Below are 19,328 nucleotides of genomic sequence, written 5' to 3'. Positions count from 1 at the left end.
CCATTTAAAACCTACACAATGAAAAAATACTTATATTTAATCTTAGCAGGGTTTACATTTAGCGCTGTACAATCTCAGGAATTAGTAGATGCCTTAAGGTATTCTCAGGATACCCCCAACGGTAGTGCACGTTACAGAGCCATGAGCGGTGCCTTTGGAGCATTAGGAGGTGATTTATCTTCGTTAAATGTGAATCCGGCCGGTAGTGCTGTTTTTAACAACAACCAACTTGCTTTTTCTTTTAGCAACGCAGACACTAAAAATAAATCCAATTATTTTGGTACTAACATGACTGGAAAAGACAACTCCTTTAACATCAATCAAGCCGGAGCTGTTTTTGTTTTCAATAATCGCAGTCAAAGTAATTGGACAAAAATAGCATTAGCCATAAATTACGAACAAACAAACAATTATGACAACTCGATAATTTCTGCAGGTACCAATACGACCAATTCTGTTGGTGATTATTTTTTATATTATGCTAATGCAAATCCAGACAGAAATCTGGGCGGAATTCCGCTAGGTAACATTAGCATTAATAATGGTGCTAGTTATTCACAACTAAACTACATTGATCAACAAGCTTTTTTAGGATATCAAGGATATTTAATTAACCCAGAAACTGATACTGACGAAAATACCGTGTACATTTCCAATGTACCACAAGGAGGTAATTACTATCAGAAAAATACCATTACTTCAGAAGGATATAATGGAAAACTTTCTTTTAACGCAGCCACTTCATACAAAGACAAACTGTATCTGGGACTAACCTTAAACTCTCATTTTACTGATTTTAGACAAAATACCTTGTTTTACGAAGATAACGATAATGCCAATAACAATATAGTAGACTTACTAAACACCTCATTTGAAAATGAAATTTATACGTATGGGTCTGGATTTTCATTTCAACTGGGTGCTATAGCAAAATTAAATGACGAAGTACGTGTAGGACTTTCTTACGAGTCCCCTACCTGGAACAAATTTAATGATGAAATAAGACAAAATCTTTTTTCTACAATTCAAAATTACGAAAACAACAATAATCCTAATGAAGAGGTTATAAATCCAGATTCATTTCAAACAACAATATACGACACTTATAAATTAAAAACACCCGGTAAAATCACAGGAAGTATTGCTTATGTTTTTAACAAAAAAGGATTAATCAGTTTGGACTATGGTTATAAAGATTACAGTAGTATAGAATATTCCATGGAAAGAGACACCAGAAATACTTATATTAATTCAGATATTTCAGAACAATTAAGAGGAGCTTCTGAAATAAGAGTGGGTGGAGAATACAAAATTGAAAGATTGAGTCTGAGAGCCGGTTACCGTTTTGAAGGAAGTCCATATAAAGATAAAACTACTGTGGGTGATTTAAATGGATTTTCAGCAGGTCTGGGTTATAATTTCGGAGGCACAAAAGTTGATCTTTCTTATGCTTACGCCAAAAGAAATTCGCAACAAGGTTTCTTTAGTCAGGGTTTTAAAGACGGAGCCAGTATCGATGCAATCAACAACAGCGTTTCTTTATCCCTATTATTTGAACTGTAATTACTGACAAAATAATTTGAAGAATTACCGTCTTGTCTCTGATAAACAAGACGGTTTTTTTTAGCCCTGATGGCAGCGACATCCTTTCCTGCCGGTGTTTGGCAGGAAAGATACAGCGAACAGCAGGATTAGCTTCTGAAAACCTTACTAAAACACCGTCAAAGTAATATTCTTTGAATAAAAAAACGTAATTTTGCCATCCAATTTACAAATCTATGAGAACCAAGTCTTTAAAAAAGAACAAAATAAACGTAATTACCTTAGGGTGTTCAAAAAACATATATGATAGCGAGGTATTAATGGGACAGCTTCGCGCCAATGAAAAAGAGGTGGAACACGAAGCTCCTGTTGAAAGAGAAGGAAATATTATTGTGATCAATACTTGTGGATTTATTGATAATGCCAAAGCAGAATCAGTAAATATGATTCTGGAATATGCCGACAAGAAAGAAAAAGGTCTGGTTGACAAAGTTTTTGTAACAGGATGTTTATCGGAAAGATACCGCCCTGACTTGGAAAAAGAAATCCCTAATGTGGATCAGTTTTTTGGAACTACAGAACTTCCTCAACTATTAAAAGCACTGGGAGCCGATTATAAACATGAATTATTGGGAGAACGTTTGACAACAACTCCTAAAAATTATGCCTATTTAAAAATTGCTGAAGGCTGCGACAGACCGTGCAGTTTTTGCGCTATTCCTATTATGCGCGGAAAACATGTTTCGCAACCTATTGAAAAACTGGTAAAAGAAGCCGAAGGATTAGCCCGGGATGGAGTAAAAGAATTAATACTGATTGCTCAGGATTTAACCTATTATGGTCTTGATATATACAAAAAAAGAAATTTAGCCGAACTTTTAGAAGCTCTGGCAGCTGTTGACGGAATTGAATGGATTCGTTTACACTATGCCTTCCCAACCGGTTTCCCAATGGATGTTTTAGATTTAATGAAGCGCGAACCTAAGATTTGTAATTATATTGATATTCCGTTACAACACATTTCTGATTCAATTTTAAAATCAATGCGTCGCGGAACAACTCAGGCAAAAACAACCCAATTATTAAAAGATTTCAGAGCAGCTGTTCCCGGAATGGCTATTCGTACCACTTTGATTGTAGGATATCCGGGAGAAACACAGGAAGATTTTGAAATTCTGAAAGATTTTGTTCAGGAAATGAAATTTGACCGAATGGGATGTTTTGCTTATTCGCATGAGGAAAATACACATGCTTACTTACTGGAAGATGATGTTCCGGATGATGTAAAGCAAGCCCGTGCTAATGAAATTATGGAATTACAGTCGCAAATTTCATGGGATTTAAATCAGGAGAAAATTGGACAAACATTTAAATGTATCATTGACAGAAAAGAAGGCGGACATTTTGTAGGTCGCACCGAATTTGACAGTCCTGATGTAGATAACGAAGTATTGATAGATGCTTCTCAATTTTATTTAAAAACAGGTGATTTTGCAATGATTAAAATTACTGAGGCAACAGAATTTGACCTTTACGGAGAACCAGCATAAATTTAATTTTAGCTTTAAAAAAAATAAACATGAACAAGACACAATTTATTTTTGTATTAACGTTTATATTATTATCCATTAATACAGCTTTTGCTCAATATGGTTACGGAAACGGATATGGTAATGGTTATGGCAACGGTTACGGAATGGGAAGAAACAGCATGGGAATGAGCCAAATGGATCAGACACCATCAAAACCTAAAGAAATTCCGGTTGAAGTTACTGTTGCCAAAATAATGGAAAAGCTAAAGCCTGAATTAAATCTGGATGAATTACAAACTATTGCTATTGGAAATGTTTATACCGACATTATCAAATCGCAAACTGCCATTATGAAAGACGAAAATTTAAGTCAGACCGACAAATCAAATGAAATAAAAGCTCTTTTTGAAGTTAACGAAAGAAAAGTAAATGAATACCTGAACGAAGAGCAGAAACAAAAATACAAAGCACTAAAAGAAGAACGCGGAACAAACAAAAAAGAAAAAAAGAAAAAATCAAAAAAGGAAAACAATTAGTTTTCCTTTTTTAATAAAATAGCTTTAAAAAATGAATAAACATCTTAGTTATTTAATTACTGCAGCGATTATTACATCCTGCTCCACGAATCCGTATAAAAAGAGCGAGAAAGAATATTCTACAAAATTAAAATCTTTACAGGTTGAAATGGCAGTCAAAAAACCTGAGCCTTTACCTGCAGTTGATAAAGTTGTAATAAGTATTGACAGTGCTTATTCTAAGCAATTATATACTTTTAAAGACAGTATATTTAAAATAGGCTCTACACAGTTAAATAATGGAATCCAAACCGAATGGATCAGCACCGTCAATTTTAATCTTCGTAAGCCTAACTTTATTATCATTCATCATACTGCTCAGGATTCTGTTCAACAAACAATTAATACATTTACAAAAGAATTTACACAAGTAAGCGCCCATTATATAATCGCCGATGATGGTCATGTAATACAAATGCTAAATGACTATTTGCGTGCCTGGCATGCCGGAGCAGGCTCCTGGGGAAAAAACACCGATATTAATTCAGCTTCTATCGGAATCGAATTAGACAATAATGGTATCGAACCCTTTTCTGAGGCACAAATTACAAGTCTTATGGCATTATTAAGCAAATTAAAAAAAGACTATAATATTCCGCCTCAAAACATTATAGGCCATTCGGATATTGCTCCAACGCGAAAAAAAGATCCAAGTGCTCAGTTCCCATGGAAAGTTTTAGCTGAAAATGGTTTTGGAATCTGGAAAGATGATATACTTCCCTTAGCACCATTTGATTTTAATCCTGAATTAGCTTTGCGAATCATTGGTTATGATACTAAAAATTACAATGCTGCCATCACCGCTTTTAAATTACACTATATGCCCCAGGAAGTGAATGCTGTTTTAGATCAAAATACCATCAATACTATTTACTCTATTTATCTGAAGCAGTAATTAAGTTGTTTTAAAAAGAAATTAAAAAAAAGTCTTTGAAGCTGAGCTTCAAAGACTTTTCAATTTTAACAAACAAAAAACTGCCAAGACCTTTAAAAGAATCCTGGCAGTAAAAAAAATTATATTTTAATCTAAATTTGAGATTTAGTTATTCTTAGAATCCATAAACTAAAGCGATAGAAGCTTGAGTCGCAGATTTTGTCGGCATCATATCTGAATCCATAAAATACTCATCTTTACCTGTATCTAATCTAAATTCAGGAATTACAGTCAATCCACCTGATTTTAAGTTTGCTGATAATGTAAAAGCTGTTACAGACTCATCTCCTGAATTTTCTTTAAATTTAAAGTATTCACCACGTAAACCTAAGCCAAAGTTTTCAGTTACATCAACAGAAGGGTATAAAGCTACTCCTGTATAACCGATTTTGTCTCCATTTGAAAAATCTGCCGAATTCAAACCTAATTTAAATTTCTCTGATAATTGAAACGTTGCTGTTAAATCAACTATTGTACCTGCTTCTGCTCCATCCATGAAGTTCAAATAAGCTGAAACAGATTCTGTCGGCATTAACGATAATTGAGCTCCCACAGCATTTAAACCTTTCAAAGGATCCGCAGTATAACTATTCCATGTATTATTAAACAAACCTACCATTAAACCTACTTTATCAGAGAATGAATAATTTGCTTTTACCCCTGCATTTTGGAATGGTCCATTAGTAAACAAATAAGAAGTAGAATAGTGGAAATTAGCTACTGGAGAAATTACTTCATACCCTACAAATGTTCCCATATACCCTGCAGTAAAACTTAACTTATCAGTAGCTGCATAAGTAACATATAAATTCTGAATATTGAATGAATTAAATCCATTTCCTTCATCATATGTGTTATCAGAATTCGGAATCGATTGGTATTGCCCTCTTGGACCAAAAGACACTTCACCCACGAAAGAAGTTTTACCTGTAGTTTTCTTTAAAGCAATATCAATCATACCTAAAGAAAGTGAATTATGATCTGTTGCAAAACTAGTTGGAATATTTGCTGTTTTTGCAAAATCATACTTGTAATAAGCATCAACAGAACCTGAGATTTCCAAAGGTGTGTCTTGTGCAAATGTCATGCTTCCTGTCAGCGCTAAAGCTAAAATAAAAATTACTTTTTTCATGTTGAATTTTGTTTTGGTTATTTAAATTATTTTTACTTAAAAAGAGATATTAACACATTATTCTCAACATTTAACATGTTTTTATCCTTTTTGTTGAAGCAAATTTATCAACTTTTACTTTTACAAAAATGAAAAATTATAACTTTTTACCGATTTTGACGTCGAATTATCAAAAACCGCAAATCAAATAAAAAAAAATACATTTTCCTTATTTTTCAATATCAAAAAAATGATTATTCTCATGTTTAAAAAAGACAAACCCCTAAAAAAACAGACATAAAATCATAAATAAGGCTAAAAAAACTTAAAAACATTAAAATAAACTACAATCAAAAACAAAATACCCTTCAAAAAACAGGGGTATACCCAAAAACAAAATATAAAAAACAAAAAAAACAAAAGCATATAAACAACAAAACCTCCTTTTAGGAGGTTTTGTACTGAAAAATAAAAATAAGTATCGTGATTAGAGGAATTGAAAGTAATAAATGTAAAATACCTAAAATACTTTTCTGCTATAAGATTAAAAGTCCTGACTGGCGTAGTGTATTAATAGCTTTTGAATACCAGAATAACTCAAAATCTTCTAAATACAATTCAAAATCAGCTTTCACTTCCTGAAAAGTATAAATTTTAGCACTCGAAACAGTAATCTTTTGCAAGATATCCATCAGCCACTCACCCTCATCCTGGTTTGTTTGAATAATGAAGCTTTCCTTCTTATCATGAAATGTCAGCGCAAGCATTCCCCAACTGTTTCCTTTTTTAGATTTTGTAAAATATTCCGCAAGAGGGTTTCCTCCAAGCCAAACTACCTTGGCATTTGGCTTAACAGAAAAATCAGCTGTTTCCTGTAAAGCATTAAAAATAAAATCCGGATGAATTTTAGTTTTAGGAATTTTAAAATCAAACCATTCCTGTAGTTCAAAATCAAAACAAATGCCGTGCATATAATTAAAGAGTGATTTTTTAAGTCCAAAACTGAATTTATCGTGGTCAATCCCTGTTGCATCTGTATAATTAATATCATTATTAGCAAAAGTCCCAATAGTTTCAGTTTCTTTAATTACACCAAATTTCTCCGGGTATAACCCAACAGGACTGTGTGCTGTCATGGCAAACTGATGCCAAAATCCCGATTGCAAAATTCCGGCTTCAAACAATTGACGCACCATTTCAAGACTATCCACTGTTTCTTGTATGGTTTGTGTAGGATAGCCATACATTAAATAGGCATGTACCATAATACCCGCTTCGGTAAAATTCCGGGTAACACGGGCTACTTGTTCCACAGTTACCCCTTTATCTATTAATTTCAACAATCGGTCAGAGGCGACTTCAAGTCCGCCGGAAACAGCTATACATCCGGAAGCTTTTAATAACGAAGCTAAATCCTGCGTAAAACTTTTCTCAAATCGAATGTTCGTCCACCAGGTAACAGACAATTTTCTTTTCAAAATTTCCAATGCCAAAGCGCGCATTAAAGCCGGTGGAGCAGCTTCATCAACAAAATGGAATCCGTTTTCTCCCGTTTGCGCTATCATTTCCTCCATTCTATCGCACAATAAACTAGCCGCTACAGGCTCGTATACCTTAATATAGTCTAATGAAATATCGCAAAACGTACATTTTCCCCAATAACAACCGTGAGCCATCGTCAATTTATTCCATCTTCCGTCGCTCCACATACGATGCATCGGATTCACAATTTCGATAACTGAAATGTATTTGTCCAATAACAAATCTGAGTAATCGGGTGTTCCTACTTGAGATTGTTTGTAGTCTGACTTCGTTGAATTGTTTTTATAAACGACTTTACCATCTTCTAAAAGAAAAGTTCGCTTATAACTGACTTCGACAGGATCAGTCTGACAAACGGATTGAACTATCAATTCAATGGGAACTTCGCCATCATCTAAGGTGATATAATCAAAAAATTCAAAAACACGGGCATCCGAAAGCGAACGCAATTCGGTATTAGGAAAGCCTCCTCCCATTGAAACTTTAACTTCAGGATAATGCTTTTTTACCCATTGCGCACTTCTAAATGCTGAATATAAATTTCCAGGAAAAGGAACCGATATTAAAAATAATGTCGGCTGAATAGTTTCGATTCTTTCTTTTAAAATAGAAAGAAGTATATGATCTATATAGGTAGGTTCTTGTTGTAAAGCATCGTACAATTCGTCAAAAGAATTAGCACTTCGACCTAAACGTTCAGCATAACGACTGAAACCAAAATTAGCATCGACACATTCTACAATAAAATCAGAGATATCTTCGAGATACAATGTCGCCAAATGTTTCGCCTTATCCTGAGTTCCCATCGTACCAAAAGCCCAATCCAATTCTTCCAATTGTGCAAAACGGGACGCTTCCGGCAAATAATCTTCCTGACAAATTTGCAATGCCAAGGTTGGATTTTTTCCCTGCAAAAAAGCAATAACCGAATCGATGGTTTTAATGTATTCGTCTTGAAGAGCGAAAATTCTTTTACAGTTGTCAGTTGTTGGTTGATGGTTATTAGACTGAAACAAATCAGTTAATCCTTCTTTCGAAAACAATTTCAAAATCACTTCAATACCTAAATCAGCCTGAACGGAATCGATATTTTTGGTGTTTAAAAACCCTTTAATATAGGCTGTTGCCGGATATGGTGTATTCAGCTGTGTAAAAGGCGGAGTGATGAGGAAAAGTTTGGTTTTCAAAGGGAATTGTTTTGTGCAAAAATAGGAGTTATTTGGGGATTTTTGGCAAAATGATTCCAATGTTAGTTTTATTATTTCGAACTTTTGTTCTGTAAATATTTAACTACATAAAGAACATAAAAGTCATTTTAGTTTAAAAATATAATCTTAAAACACAAAAGGCTCAACGTTTTAAACTTTGAGCCCTTTGTATAAATATCCATAAACTTTATATTCAAATAATCTTAAAACTTATGTTCCTGCCTGCTAATCACCAACAACGAAATTAACGAAATAACAGCAGCAACAGTCAGATAAATACCTACTGCTACAATTCCATAGCTTTCAGCTAATTTAATTGCAACCATTGGTGCAAATGCAGCACCTAAAATCCCGGCCAGATTAAACGTCAATGAAGCACCTGTATATCGAACGGTGGTCGGAAATAATTCAGATAAAAAAGTTCCCAGAGGACCATAAATAAATCCCATCAATGACATTCCTAAACACACAAAAAAAGTAACCATTACAATATTAGCTGATGTTAAAAACAACGGAAAGAAAAATCCAAAAACAGCAATTGCAATAGTCGTATAAATTAACATTTTGCGACGACCAATTTTATCGGCTGCCAAAGCTGAAACAGGTATAAAAATAGCAAAAAACAACACTGAGAACAACTGAATTAAAAGCGCATCTCTGTTAGAAAACCCCAAACCTTTAGTATTCCAATTCAGCATAAAAACAGTCATCAGATAAAAAACTAAAAAAGTGGTAATAGCCGCAAGAGTTCCAAAAATCAACTGATTTTTATACTGTTTGAAGACAGCTACAAAAGGAACTTTAACCTCTTTTTGTTCTTCTTTTGAATTTTCAAATGCAGGGGTTTCTGAAATTTTTAATCGGATATAAAAACCTACCAACACTAATAACGAACTGGCTATAAACGGAATTCTCCATCCATAATCCATAAAAGCTTCGGGACTCATGGAATCCGTTAATAATAAAAAAGTTCCGCCTGAAAGCAACAAACCTATTGGCGCACCTAATTGAGGGAACATTCCGTACCAGGCACGTTTATGTGGCGGTGCATTTTCAATTGCCAGCAATACAGCTCCTCCCCATTCACCTCCTAAGCCTACTCCCTGACCAAAACGACAAAGCATTAGTAATATGGGAGCCAAAACCCCAATACTTGCATAACCAGGTAAAAAACCAATACTTACAGTTGAAATTCCCATAGTCAATAAAGCCACAACCAAAGTAACTTTCCTACCTACTTTATCTCCGTAATGTCCAAATACTGCAGACCCCAAAGGCCTTGCTAAAAAAGCAATTGAGAAAGTAGCCAGGGACTCTAAAGTAGAGACAGTACTGTTTTCTCCCGGAAAAAACAATTGAGGAAAAACTAATACCGCAGCATTAGCATAAATATAAAAATCAAAAAACTCAATTGTAGTTCCAATTAAACTTCCTAAAAGGACATGTTTTAAAGAGTTGACCTTTGTTGACACTGCTTTCATTTTTAAAAATTCTGGGTTAAAATCCAGCAAAAATCACCCTTATTTTTGAAAGCTACAAATATTTAGTTCCAATATTTTTTGGTAATTTTACTCAAAAGTAAATAAACATGCCCAACGACTGTATCAGCTATCAAAAATCAGGATATTTTTCTCCTTTGATGAATGATTATTTAGATCAAAATCCGAAACTAAAATCCCTTTATAACAGATTCCCTACTCTTGAAAATTTTGAAGCTCAAATAGCCGAAAAACATGCCAATTTTAATCATAACAACCGAACAAATCTGGTTGCTGTGTTGCAAAAACAATATGCTGAAATAGAAATTTCCCATCTGACCCAGCAAAATATTGAGGCCTTAAAAGTAGAAAACACCTTTACAGTAACAACCGGACACCAATTAAATCTATTTTCAGGACCTTTATATTTTCTGTATAAAATCATTTCTACTATTAATTTAACCGCTGAGTTAAAAGTAAAATATCCTGCTTATAATTTTGTACCTATCTACTGGATGGCTACCGAAGATCATGATTTTGAAGAAATCAATTATTTTAATTTTAAAGGTAAAAAATTCCGTTGGAACAGAACAAGTACAGGACCTGTAGGACGATTATCGACTGAAGGCTTAGATGATTTTCTGGAAATATTTGCGCAGGAACTAGGTTCAAGTACCAATGCTGAAACTTTAAAAAAATTATTTCAAGAAGCCTATTTGAATCATAACAATCTTGCTGATGCTACCCGTTTTTTAGCTAATAGTTTATTTGGCTCAGAAGGATTAGTAATTATTGATGCCGATGAAGCTGAGTTAAAGCAAAATTTCATTCCATATATTAAGGAAGAATTATTGCAGCAAACGGCTTATAAAAATGTAATTGCAACTACCGAAAAACTTACGGAATATAACATCCAAGTAAATCCTCGTGAAATCAATTTATTTTATATTGAAGATAATTTACGAGAACGTATTGTTTTTGAAAATGCAAAATATAAAATCAACAATACTAAACTTGAATTTTCAGAAAGCGAAATCTTAGCATTATTGGAAAGTAATCCTGAAAAATTCAGTCCAAACGTAATCATGCGTCCTTTGTACCAAGAAGTTATTTTACCTAATCTTTGTTACATTGGCGGAGGAGGTGAAATTGCCTATTGGTTAGAACTAAAATCATTTTTTGATGCAGCACAAGTTAGTTTCCCAATCCTGTTAGTTCGAAATTCAGTGCTTTTAGTAACCGAAAAACAAATAAAAAAAGCCAAAAAATTAGATGTAAGCTGGAGTGATTTATTCTCAAAACAAGAAGATCTTATTAACACCAAAGCTAAAATCCTATCCGAATTTGATATTGATTTAACGATGCTAAAAAAGCAATTACAGACGCAATTCAGCATCCTGAACGAAATCACGACAAAGACAGATCCTTCATTTGCAGGAGCAGTAAAAGCACAAGAAGTAAAACAGCTAAAAGGACTTGAAAATTTAGAAAAACGACTACTTAAAGCTGAAAAAATAAAATTAAAAGACACTTTAACCCGAATAGCCGATTTGCAAAATGAATTGTTCCCCAACCAAGGTTTACAGGAACGTCAGGCTAATTTTTCTGAATTTTATATTGAAAGTGGAAATAAGCTAATTTCTAAACTAACAGACCAACTCCAACCACTTGAACAACGTTTTGATATTATCTCATTATAAAATTTAACAAATTAAAGCCATTTCAGCCTTAATTTATAGTTATTTCACAGCTGTAACCATTAAAAAAAAGTTACTTTTATAAAAAAGAAATAATAAAATGACAACCAACAGAACTTTTACCATGATTAAACCCGATGCTGTCACTAATGGACACATTGGAAACATACTTGCAATGATTACAAATGCAGGCTTTAAAATTGTATCTCTAAAACTAACTCAACTTACTGTTGCCGACGCACAGGCTTTTTATGCCGTTCACGCAGCAAGACCTTTTTACGGAGAATTAGTAGAATTTATGTCCAGCGGACCTATTGTGGCAGCTATTTTAGAAAAAGAAAATGCTGTTGCTGATTTCAGAACTTTAATCGGAGCTACTAATCCAGCCGATGCTGCCGAAGGAACTATTAGAAAACTATACGCCACTTCTATGAGTCAGAATGCTGTACATGGTTCTGATAGCGATGAAAACGCAGCTATTGAAGGTAATTTTCATTTTGCTGGACGAGAGCAATTCTAGTATTCAGTGAGCAGCTTTTAGTGGTCAGTCACTATTTAAAATCACAGATAAAATGTGAAATCCCGTTTCAAAAATTTGAAACGGGATTTTTTATTTAAACATAGCTATTAATTCTGACTTAAAATCATATTTTCTATCACCTAAATAAATTAAGTTGTCTACTACAATCAACTTTAATTCCTCGTAATTAGTATGATAAAACTGTGACAAACAAGCTACTCTTTCCCCCTCTTTAATAATAAACAAATACTCATAATCAATTGATTTTGCTGTTTGAATTAATATTTCAAAACCTTCTAAATCTTTAAAATCAAAACATTTAGTCTTCCCTAAACGAAAAAATTTAGCAATAAAAACTGAATTATTATTGAATCGTAAACTATGAGCTCTGGTTCTAAATTCAGTTAACCAAAAGTAAACAACGAATAACAAAAACAAAATAGGAAATACTATTTTTACATTAGAAGAAATCCAACAAATATAAATTAAAATAAAAACAAAACTCGTTATAAAAACAGCAACAAGAACTGGTAAAAATCTAAACTTTGAAACCATAAGTAATTATTATCGCAAAACCACATCTTTCACCACATCTCTACGTAATTCTTCATTAATCATCCTTATGATTTTAGATTTCCCGTGACTTAACTCTTCTCGCAACACAGATGATGTTAATTCCACATAAAGAGTACTATTTTTTAAAACTACATTCCTGGTATAACTATTCACACCATTTCCCATTAAGTTTTGCCATGCTTCCTTCACATTAACCTCATCCATGCCGGATTGTAGTTTATTAACCTGAATAATCTGCTTTAAAACATCACCTACAGTACTTTCATTATTTAGTCTCTTCGCCATCTTTCAATAAATTTACAGGTCCTGCTTTTTTATACTCGTATTCTTTGTTTTGATCGTTTTTAATACACATTTCCTCATCTGTTAGTTTAACTAACTCTTCGGTCCATTTAGCATAAGGAGTAGAATAATCCAGAAAAACTTGCTCTTTTTCAAACCTCACCTTTACATTTTCAAAATCTTCATTAAATAAAAATGTCCCATTAAATTGTGGTCTTACTTTTCGGCGAATTCCTTTGTTATTTGCAATTTCAAAATAATCAAAATTCTCATTCATTTTATACTCCTTGTCTTCACCTTCCTTAAAGCTCACTTTCTCTATTTCCCAATACCCATTTAACTTATGAATATCTTCAGGAGTGATTTTTTGTTGGCAAGACACTAAAAACAAGCATACAAAAAGAATTCTAAAACTATTTTTCATCATCATTTTATTTTTTAGAAGCATGTACCTGCTGTTCGCTAGATCTTTCATGCCAAACACCGGCATAAAAGGATGCCGCTACCATCAGGGCTGGAAATTCGAAAACAAAAATACATTTTGTTTCTCAAACAAAGTTAAGCGTATTAAAGTTAATCTGGCAAAAATAAATATCTTGTATCAATAATTAAAATATCATTATTTAGCCAATTGATTTAAAGCTTCTTTCTTAGAGAATTTATACAATCGTTTGATAATCCAGATTAGAACTACAAACATGGTACAATTGAGTATTCCAATTAATACATGTGTTCTATTATTTGGAAAAAGAAGAATAAAATCATGCCCTTTGATTGTAGCAGAATAGCTGGAAACACAAAACGGAAATAAAAAAAGTCTGATTTTGATCCAGACATCCTGATGAATTCCTTGCTGAGAAGTAGATAGAATAAGAGCAAAACCTATAATAAAAGAAATTCCCAAGGCACTTGCCCAAAGTTTTAAAGATGGCTCGAAGTAAATGGACATCATAGAAAAATACCAAATAAGATAACACCACAATATTATCTTTGGAGTTTTCATATTCAAAACATATTTAAAAGCAGTCTTTTTCACAGAACATCATTTACAAACAAAGACTTCTAAAGTATTCTATTTATTATTAATTCTTTTTTTTAAATCCTAAAACAAATAATAAAATGCCTGTAATCAATAAAATATAGTATAAAATCAGGAACCGATCTCTGACCAGATTCGCTATTACAAAACAAACCACACTTATCATGTACAGATAAATTGGAGCTATATTTTTAAACATATTATTTTATTTAAAGAAACTATCAATAAATTCAAATTTATTAAAGACTTGCAAGTCTTCAATTCCTTCTCCTACTCCAATGTATTTGACAGGAATTTGAAATTGGTCAGAAATCCCAATTACAACTCCACCTTTAGCCGTTCCGTCTAATTTGGTAACTGCTAATGAAGTTACCTCAGTTGCAGCAGTAAATTGTTTAGCCTGCTCAAAAGCATTTTGACCGGTAGAACCATCTAAAACCAATAACACATCATGTGGAGCATCAGCTACCACTTTTTGCATTACCCTTTTTACTTTAGATAATTCATTCATTAAATTTACTTTGTTATGCAAACGTCCAGCGGTATCAATAATTACAATATCAGCATCCTGAGCCACTGCTGATTGTAAGGTATCAAAAGCTACAGAAGCAGGATCAGAACCCATATTTTGTCTTACAATTGGCACATCAACTCTGTCTGCCCAAATTTGTAATTGGTCAATTGCAGCTGCTCTAAAAGTATCAGCTGCTCCCAGAACTACTTTGTAACCTTGTTTTTTAAACTGATAAGCCAGTTTTCCAATAGTAGTGGTTTTTCCAACACCGTTAACTCCTACAACCATTAAAACATAAGGCTTTACATTAACCGGAATTACAAATTCGGTTGCTTCCCCGGTATTGGTTTCAGATAATAAAGCAGCAATTTCTTCCTGCAGAATCTGATTTAATTCTGCTGTACCCAAATATTTATCTTCAGCAACACGATTCTCTATACGGGTTATTATTTTTAAAGTAGTATCAACCCCTACATCCGAAGAAACCAGTATCTCTTCTAAGTTATCTAAAACATCGTCATCAACCTTAGACTTTCCAACAATAGCTTTGCTTAATTTTGAAAAGAAAGTAGTTTTTGTTTTCTCTAAACCTTTATCTAAGGTCTCTTTTTTATCTGAAGAAAATATTCTTTTAAAAAAACTCATCGTATATACAGTATTAATAACAAGAAGATTAACAAATAAACCCTCCTGATTCTTTTAAAGAGTAAATATAGAAAATAAAAAAGCTACTTCCTGAAGAAAGTAGCTTTTCTATATATGCTTTTATGAATTATTTCTTTTTCAAGAATTCATCAACTAGTTCAGGTGCTAATATCGTTTCTACGAAAGTATAAGCGCCAGTTTTTGGAGATTTTACCATTTTGATGGCTTTTGATAATCTCTTAGAAGATGTTTGTAACGATGCTACGGTTTTCTTTGCCATGACTAATTATTTGTTTATTTAAATTTTAAATAATCTTCAAATGTTACCATTTGAGATTTTTAAAATCTCTTATTATTTAATTTCTTTGTGAACAGTTACTCTCTTCAATACAGGGTTGAATTTTTTAATTTCCAATCTGTCTGGAGTATTTTTTTTGTTCTTTGTTGTTATGTATCTTGAAGTACCTGCAACACCTGAAGTTTTGTGTTCAGTACATTCTAAAATTACCTGGATTCTATTACCTTTCTTTGCCATCTTGCTATATATTTATTTAGGAAATAAAGATTATTTAATAAATCCTTGAGACTGTGCTTTTTTCAAAACAGCGTCAATTCCATTTTTATTAATTGTTTTTATCGTAGATGCTGCTACTCTAAGAGTAATCCATCTATCTTCTTCTGGAAGATAAAAACGCTTTTTAACTAAGTTTACAGAAAACTTTCTCTTAGTTTTGTTCATAGCGTGAGAAACGTTATTTCCTACCATCGCTCTTTTACCTGTAAGGTCACAAACTCTTGACATTATACTTATATTTTATATTCGTTATTCAAAATCAGGGTGCAAAGAAAAGAAAAATAAACGGTTCAAACAAAAAAATCACAATACATTTTTAAAAATTTCTTTCTTTATCATTTCAAGGCTTTTAATTAATGCTCTATCTATCACTTTTTCACGGGGTTGACCAAAATTAAACTCCTCTACAATCACCTCATTTGGTGTAGCTAATGCTATAAAAACACTTCCCAATTCGGCTTTTTCGACTCCTTTTGAAGGACCTGCATTACCGGTTGTTGCGATAGCATAATCAGTATTCATTATTTTTTTTACATTCAATGCCATTTCAGATGCTACTTCTGCACTCACAACAGTATGTTCTTCTATTGTTTTTTCAGAAACTCCTAATACATTTATCTTAGTCTCAGTCGCATAAGAAACGACACTTCCTTTAAAATATTTTGAAGCTCCCGCCACCGATGCTAAACTTGCTGCTATCTGACCGCCGGTGCAGCTTTCGGCTGTTGCAATTGTTTTTCTCTCTTTTGTCAAAAGTCGGCCCACCACAACCTCTATTGTTTCATCCTCATCAAACCCTACAATTATATCATGGATTATTGCATCTAAAGAAGCTACATAAGATTCAATTGCTTGTTCTAACAATTCCTTATCTTTCCCTCTTGCCGTAAGTCGCAAGCGTACTCTTCCCGGAGCAGGTAAATAAGCTAACTTAATAAATTCAGGTAAACTATTTTCCCACTCTTCAATTCGTTCCGCCACCATACTCTCCCCCTGTCCATAGGTTAAAATGGTTTTATGCATAATATACGGACGGTTGTATTCCTGAACTACTTTTGGAATAATCTCATTTTCTACCAAATATTTCATTTCAAACGGAACTCCCGGTAACGAAACAAAGACGGTGTTTTCTTTTTTCATCCACATCCCCGGAGCAGTTCCTACCTGATTGTGTAAAACAGTACAACGTGATGGAACCAAAGCTTGATCTTTATTAATCTGGGTAATCGTACGTTTATAAAAACCTTCTATTAATTGGGTAACATGCTTTAGTACTGCCTGATCCACAATTAATTCATCTTCAAAATAATCACAAAATGTTTTTTTGGTAACATCATCTTTTGTTGGTCCAAGACCTCCCGTTATAATTACAAGATCAACCTTGTTTTGTAGTTTTGCAAAAGTATCCAGTATATGCTGCTTGTCATCAGTTATGGAAATCATCTCATTAATTTCTATTCCTATTTTATCTAGTGATTTTGCAATAAAACCGGAATTGGTATCAATAATTTGTCCAATTAAAATCTCATCTCCTATAGTAACAATAGTTGCTTTCATTTTTAGTATGCTGAAAATTTGAGTTTCTTATAAAATAAAATCAACACCCAAAAAAAATTGAATGTTGATTCTTATTGTTATTTATGTTTATTTATAAAAAGAGCATTTTATAAATCAAAGTCTTTTTTAATTTCTTTAATAGCTTCTTTTACCTGTGATTTTATACTGTCAAAAGTATGTTCAATATCTTTTCGTTTACCTTCTGCTTTGGTCCAGGCTTCTACTTCCAGAATTTCTTCAAAAGCTACCGTCATTCCCAACAAATCTAATGTAGGTTTGATTTTATGTGCATAAGCATACGCGTGCTTATGATCTTTCTTTTTGATGCCTTCCTTAATTTGTGCCAAATCTTCCGGAACATCATTCACAAATAAAGTCAGAATTTCATTTACAAATTCAGAATCATTATCTGAAATCGCATATACTTTTGATAAATTATAGTTTAAAGCCATTATTTTACTTGTATTCTAAATAGTTTTTTCCCTTCTAAAAATCCTTCCAAAACATCATTTGGCTGCACAGCTGCAACTCCTTTTGGAGTGCCTGTAAAAATAATATCGCCAATTTTAAGAGTAAAATATTGTGAAATATAAGCTATTAACTCATCTATTTTCCACAACATCATATTTACATTCCCTTCCTGAACGATTTCATTATTATTTCTTAATTCAAAAGTAAGATTTTCTAATGAACTAAATTGTGATTTAGGTAAAAAATCTCCAATTACCGCCGAACCATCGAAAGCTTTTGCCTTTTCCCATGGCAAGCCTTTGGATTTTAATTCATTTTGTAAGTCCCGTGCCGTAAAATCGATTCCAACACTCATTTCATCATAATATTTATGTGCAAACTTAGCATCAATATACTTTCCTACCTTATTAATTTTAACAATTACCTCTACTTCATGCTGTACATCTTCTGAAAATTCAGGAAGCACAAAAGGATACTGCTTCAACAATACCGCCGAATCCGGTTTAATAAAAATTACAGGTTCTGTTGGACGCTCATTTTGCAATTCTTCAATATGATTTGCATAATTCCGTCCGATACAAATTATTTTCATTTCTTTTAAGTTACTGAGTCACTGAGTTACTGAGCTTCTAAGAAAATGAGCAAAAAAACTCAGCAATTTAGAAACTTAGTTACTTAGAAACTTTATTTTGTATTTAACTTTCTTAATTTTATAGCTGTCAATACTTTTTTAGTATATAAAGGAAAATCAGCATTTTGTACCCAGCTAAAATAACCAGGTTCTCTTTCTAAAATTACATCTACCTTGACCCCTTTATGTTTTCCAAAAGTAAAGATTTCATCTCCGTCTTTATCAAAAGAAATCATTCCGGCAAAATCGGCTATTTTTTTTCTTGTTGTAAACTCAGACAATGATTTCATGTCGTTTTCCAAATCAGGATAACGCTCTAATTGTGCTTTTAATATTTCGTAAGTCGCCATCGTATCTGCTTCAGCTGAATGGGCATTTTCTAAACTCTGACCACAATAAAATTTTAAAGCAGCACTCAAAGTACGCTCTTCTTTTTTATGAAATATAGTCTGAACATCAACTGAAACTCTGTTTTTCATATCAAAATCGACTCCGGCGCGAAGCAATTCTTCTGCCAGAAGCGGAATATCAAAACGATCTGAATTAAACCCAGCTAAATCGCTGTCTTTTATCATATTATAAACCTGAGTCGCCAACTCCTTAAAAGTAGGTTCATTAGCTACTTTTTCATCTGTAATTCCATGAACAGCGGTAGTTTGCGGTGGAATTGGAATCGTAGGATTCACCAGCCAGGTTTTACTTTCTTTGTTTCCGTTTGGAAAAACTTTAAAAATTGAGATTTCTACAATTCTATCCTTTCCAATGTCAATTCCTGTAGTTTCAAGATCAAAAAAGCAAATCGGTCTATTGAGTTTTAATTCCATTTTAAAAATATATAATTACAAATATAAAGTTTTGAATCTGATATAAACAACAGTTAAAAAAAGAAAACCCGAAAGT

The 19,328-nt window shown here is 32.9% G+C and carries 21 protein-coding genes; 6 read left to right on the top strand and 15 right to left on the bottom strand.

Annotated elements, in window-relative coordinates:
- Window positions 1-18 precede the first annotated feature (18 nt).
- The 4 genes from ABS764_RS09090 to ABS764_RS09075 all read left to right on the top strand — a co-directional run bounded on the left by ABS764_RS09090 (window position 19) and on the right by ABS764_RS09075 (window position 4,544).
- Window positions 19-1,563, top strand: coding sequence for an OmpP1/FadL family transporter (locus ABS764_RS09090; protein WP_408081472.1), 1,545 nt, complete (start codon window positions 19-21; stop codon window positions 1,561-1,563).
- Between the two features lie 215 nt (window positions 1,564-1,778).
- Window positions 1,779-3,092: a 30S ribosomal protein S12 methylthiotransferase RimO gene (rimO, locus tag ABS764_RS09085; protein ID WP_408081471.1), complete on the top strand. Its 1,314-nt coding sequence runs from the start codon at window positions 1,779-1,781 to the stop codon at window positions 3,090-3,092.
- Between the two features lie 29 nt (window positions 3,093-3,121).
- Window positions 3,122-3,610 carry a hypothetical protein gene (locus ABS764_RS09080; RefSeq protein ID WP_408081470.1) on the top strand — a complete coding sequence of 163 codons (489 nt, stop codon included), beginning with the start codon at window positions 3,122-3,124 and terminating at the stop codon, window positions 3,608-3,610.
- Window positions 3,611-3,641: 31 nt separating this feature from the next.
- On the top strand, window positions 3,642-4,544 hold the full coding sequence (locus ABS764_RS09075; RefSeq protein ID WP_408081469.1) for an N-acetylmuramoyl-L-alanine amidase: 903 nt from the start codon (window positions 3,642-3,644) through the stop codon (window positions 4,542-4,544).
- 154 nt (window positions 4,545-4,698) lie between these two features.
- Here ABS764_RS09075 and ABS764_RS09070 read toward each other — a convergent pair whose 3' ends face one another.
- The 3 genes from ABS764_RS09070 to ABS764_RS09060 form a co-directional block, all read right to left on the bottom strand.
- Window positions 4,699-5,715, bottom strand: coding sequence for a porin (locus ABS764_RS09070; RefSeq protein WP_408081468.1), 1,017 nt, complete (start codon window positions 5,713-5,715; stop codon window positions 4,699-4,701).
- Between the two features lie 515 nt (window positions 5,716-6,230).
- Window positions 6,231-8,423 carry a B12-binding domain-containing radical SAM protein gene (locus ABS764_RS09065; RefSeq protein WP_408081467.1) on the bottom strand — a complete coding sequence of 731 codons (2,193 nt, stop codon included), beginning with the start codon at window positions 8,421-8,423 and terminating at the stop codon, window positions 6,231-6,233.
- A 224-nt stretch (window positions 8,424-8,647) separates the two neighbouring features.
- Window positions 8,648-9,925 carry an MFS transporter gene (locus tag ABS764_RS09060; protein ID WP_408081466.1) on the bottom strand — a complete coding sequence of 426 codons (1,278 nt, stop codon included), beginning with the start codon at window positions 9,923-9,925 and terminating at the stop codon, window positions 8,648-8,650.
- Window positions 9,926-10,032: 107 nt separating this feature from the next.
- Here ABS764_RS09060 and bshC point away from each other — a divergent pair, with 107 nt between their 5' ends.
- Window positions 10,033-11,622, top strand: coding sequence for a bacillithiol biosynthesis cysteine-adding enzyme BshC (gene bshC, locus ABS764_RS09055; protein WP_408081465.1), 1,590 nt, complete (start codon window positions 10,033-10,035; stop codon window positions 11,620-11,622).
- 97 nt (window positions 11,623-11,719) lie between these two features.
- Window positions 11,720-12,139: a nucleoside-diphosphate kinase gene (locus ABS764_RS09050; RefSeq protein ID WP_408081464.1), complete on the top strand. Its 420-nt coding sequence runs from the start codon at window positions 11,720-11,722 to the stop codon at window positions 12,137-12,139.
- A 90-nt stretch (window positions 12,140-12,229) separates the two neighbouring features.
- Here the strand turns inward: ABS764_RS09050 and ABS764_RS09045 are convergent, their stop codons facing one another.
- The 12 genes from ABS764_RS09045 to ABS764_RS08990 form a co-directional block, all read right to left on the bottom strand.
- Window positions 12,230-12,577 carry a hypothetical protein gene (locus ABS764_RS09045; RefSeq protein WP_408081463.1) on the bottom strand — a complete coding sequence of 116 codons (348 nt, stop codon included), beginning with the start codon at window positions 12,575-12,577 and terminating at the stop codon, window positions 12,230-12,232.
- A gap of 126 nt (window positions 12,578-12,703) precedes the next feature.
- Window positions 12,704-13,000 (bottom strand): DUF721 domain-containing protein, encoded by a 297-nt coding sequence (locus ABS764_RS09040; protein WP_408081462.1) that lies wholly within the window; start codon window positions 12,998-13,000, stop codon window positions 12,704-12,706.
- Window positions 12,981-13,424, bottom strand: a complete 444-nt coding sequence (locus tag ABS764_RS09035) for a hypothetical protein (RefSeq protein WP_408081461.1) — start codon at window positions 13,422-13,424, stop codon at window positions 12,981-12,983. Before ABS764_RS09035 ends, ABS764_RS09040 begins: the two co-directional genes overlap by 20 nt.
- Window positions 13,425-13,616: 192 nt before the next feature.
- Window positions 13,617-14,000: a hypothetical protein gene (locus tag ABS764_RS09030; RefSeq protein WP_408081460.1), complete on the bottom strand. Its 384-nt coding sequence runs from the start codon at window positions 13,998-14,000 to the stop codon at window positions 13,617-13,619.
- Between the two features lie 241 nt (window positions 14,001-14,241).
- Complete coding sequence (gene ftsY / locus ABS764_RS09025) at window positions 14,242-15,195, bottom strand: signal recognition particle-docking protein FtsY (protein WP_408081459.1); 954 nt, start codon at window positions 15,193-15,195, stop codon at window positions 14,242-14,244.
- 127 nt (window positions 15,196-15,322) lie between these two features.
- A complete protein-coding gene (locus ABS764_RS09020; protein ID WP_073244765.1) occupies window positions 15,323-15,475 on the bottom strand; it encodes a DUF4295 domain-containing protein in 153 nt (50 codons plus the stop codon).
- A 72-nt stretch (window positions 15,476-15,547) separates the two neighbouring features.
- Window positions 15,548-15,730 carry a 50S ribosomal protein L33 gene (rpmG, locus tag ABS764_RS09015; protein WP_016988713.1) on the bottom strand — a complete coding sequence of 61 codons (183 nt, stop codon included), beginning with the start codon at window positions 15,728-15,730 and terminating at the stop codon, window positions 15,548-15,550.
- Window positions 15,731-15,760: 30 nt separating this feature from the next.
- Window positions 15,761-15,997 (bottom strand): 50S ribosomal protein L28, encoded by a 237-nt coding sequence (rpmB, locus tag ABS764_RS09010; protein WP_035660225.1) that lies wholly within the window; start codon window positions 15,995-15,997, stop codon window positions 15,761-15,763.
- A gap of 75 nt (window positions 15,998-16,072) precedes the next feature.
- A complete protein-coding gene (locus tag ABS764_RS09005; protein ID WP_408081458.1) occupies window positions 16,073-17,326 on the bottom strand; it encodes a competence/damage-inducible protein A in 1,254 nt (417 codons plus the stop codon).
- A 107-nt stretch (window positions 17,327-17,433) separates the two neighbouring features.
- Window positions 17,434-17,778, bottom strand: coding sequence for an Hpt domain-containing protein (locus ABS764_RS09000; protein WP_408081457.1), 345 nt, complete (start codon window positions 17,776-17,778; stop codon window positions 17,434-17,436).
- Window positions 17,778-18,389, bottom strand: a complete 612-nt coding sequence (locus tag ABS764_RS08995; protein ID WP_408081455.1) for a fumarylacetoacetate hydrolase family protein — start codon at window positions 18,387-18,389, stop codon at window positions 17,778-17,780. Before ABS764_RS08995 ends, ABS764_RS09000 begins: the two co-directional genes overlap by 1 nt.
- Window positions 18,390-18,481: 92 nt before the next feature.
- Window positions 18,482-19,252 (bottom strand): exonuclease domain-containing protein, encoded by a 771-nt coding sequence (locus tag ABS764_RS08990; protein ID WP_408081454.1) that lies wholly within the window; start codon window positions 19,250-19,252, stop codon window positions 18,482-18,484.
- Between the last annotated feature and the right edge of the window lie 76 nt (window positions 19,253-19,328).

The sequence above is a fragment of the Flavobacterium plantiphilum genome, from assembly GCF_046000495.1.
Lineage (GTDB): Bacteria > Bacteroidota > Bacteroidia > Flavobacteriales > Flavobacteriaceae > Flavobacterium > Flavobacterium plantiphilum.
Note: the sequence above shows the minus strand (reverse complement) of the source record. Positions and strands in the feature narration are given on the sequence as shown.

Coding starts and splice junctions, on each gene's coding strand:
- rpmG (WP_016988713.1), bottom strand. CDS start 15,730: ATGGCAAAGAAAGGTAATAGAATCCAGGTAATTTTAGAATGTACTGAA.
- ABS764_RS09090 (WP_408081472.1), top strand. CDS start 19: ATGAAAAAATACTTATATTTAATCTTAGCAGGGTTTACATTTAGCGCT.
- ABS764_RS09005 (WP_408081458.1), bottom strand. CDS start 17,326: ATGAAAGCAACTATTGTTACTATAGGAGATGAGATTTTAATTGGACAA.
- rpmB (WP_035660225.1), bottom strand. CDS start 15,997: ATGTCAAGAGTTTGTGACCTTACAGGTAAAAGAGCGATGGTAGGAAAT.
- ABS764_RS09060 (WP_408081466.1), bottom strand. CDS start 9,925: ATGAAAGCAGTGTCAACAAAGGTCAACTCTTTAAAACATGTCCTTTTA.
- rimO (WP_408081471.1), top strand. CDS start 1,779: ATGAGAACCAAGTCTTTAAAAAAGAACAAAATAAACGTAATTACCTTA.
- ABS764_RS09020 (WP_073244765.1), bottom strand. CDS start 15,475: ATGGCAAAGAAAACCGTAGCATCGTTACAAACATCTTCTAAGAGATTA.
- ABS764_RS09050 (WP_408081464.1), top strand. CDS start 11,720: ATGACAACCAACAGAACTTTTACCATGATTAAACCCGATGCTGTCACT.
- bshC (WP_408081465.1), top strand. CDS start 10,033: ATGCCCAACGACTGTATCAGCTATCAAAAATCAGGATATTTTTCTCCT.
- ABS764_RS09030 (WP_408081460.1), bottom strand. CDS start 14,000: ATGAAAACTCCAAAGATAATATTGTGGTGTTATCTTATTTGGTATTTT.
- ftsY (WP_408081459.1), bottom strand. CDS start 15,195: ATGAGTTTTTTTAAAAGAATATTTTCTTCAGATAAAAAAGAGACCTTA.
- ABS764_RS08995 (WP_408081455.1), bottom strand. CDS start 18,389: ATGAAAATAATTTGTATCGGACGGAATTATGCAAATCATATTGAAGAA.
- ABS764_RS09035 (WP_408081461.1), bottom strand. CDS start 13,424: ATGATGAAAAATAGTTTTAGAATTCTTTTTGTATGCTTGTTTTTAGTG.
- ABS764_RS08990 (WP_408081454.1), bottom strand. CDS start 19,252: ATGGAATTAAAACTCAATAGACCGATTTGCTTTTTTGATCTTGAAACT.
- ABS764_RS09075 (WP_408081469.1), top strand. CDS start 3,642: ATGAATAAACATCTTAGTTATTTAATTACTGCAGCGATTATTACATCC.
- ABS764_RS09070 (WP_408081468.1), bottom strand. CDS start 5,715: ATGAAAAAAGTAATTTTTATTTTAGCTTTAGCGCTGACAGGAAGCATG.
- ABS764_RS09000 (WP_408081457.1), bottom strand. CDS start 17,778: ATGGCTTTAAACTATAATTTATCAAAAGTATATGCGATTTCAGATAAT.
- ABS764_RS09040 (WP_408081462.1), bottom strand. CDS start 13,000: ATGGCGAAGAGACTAAATAATGAAAGTACTGTAGGTGATGTTTTAAAG.
- ABS764_RS09080 (WP_408081470.1), top strand. CDS start 3,122: ATGAACAAGACACAATTTATTTTTGTATTAACGTTTATATTATTATCC.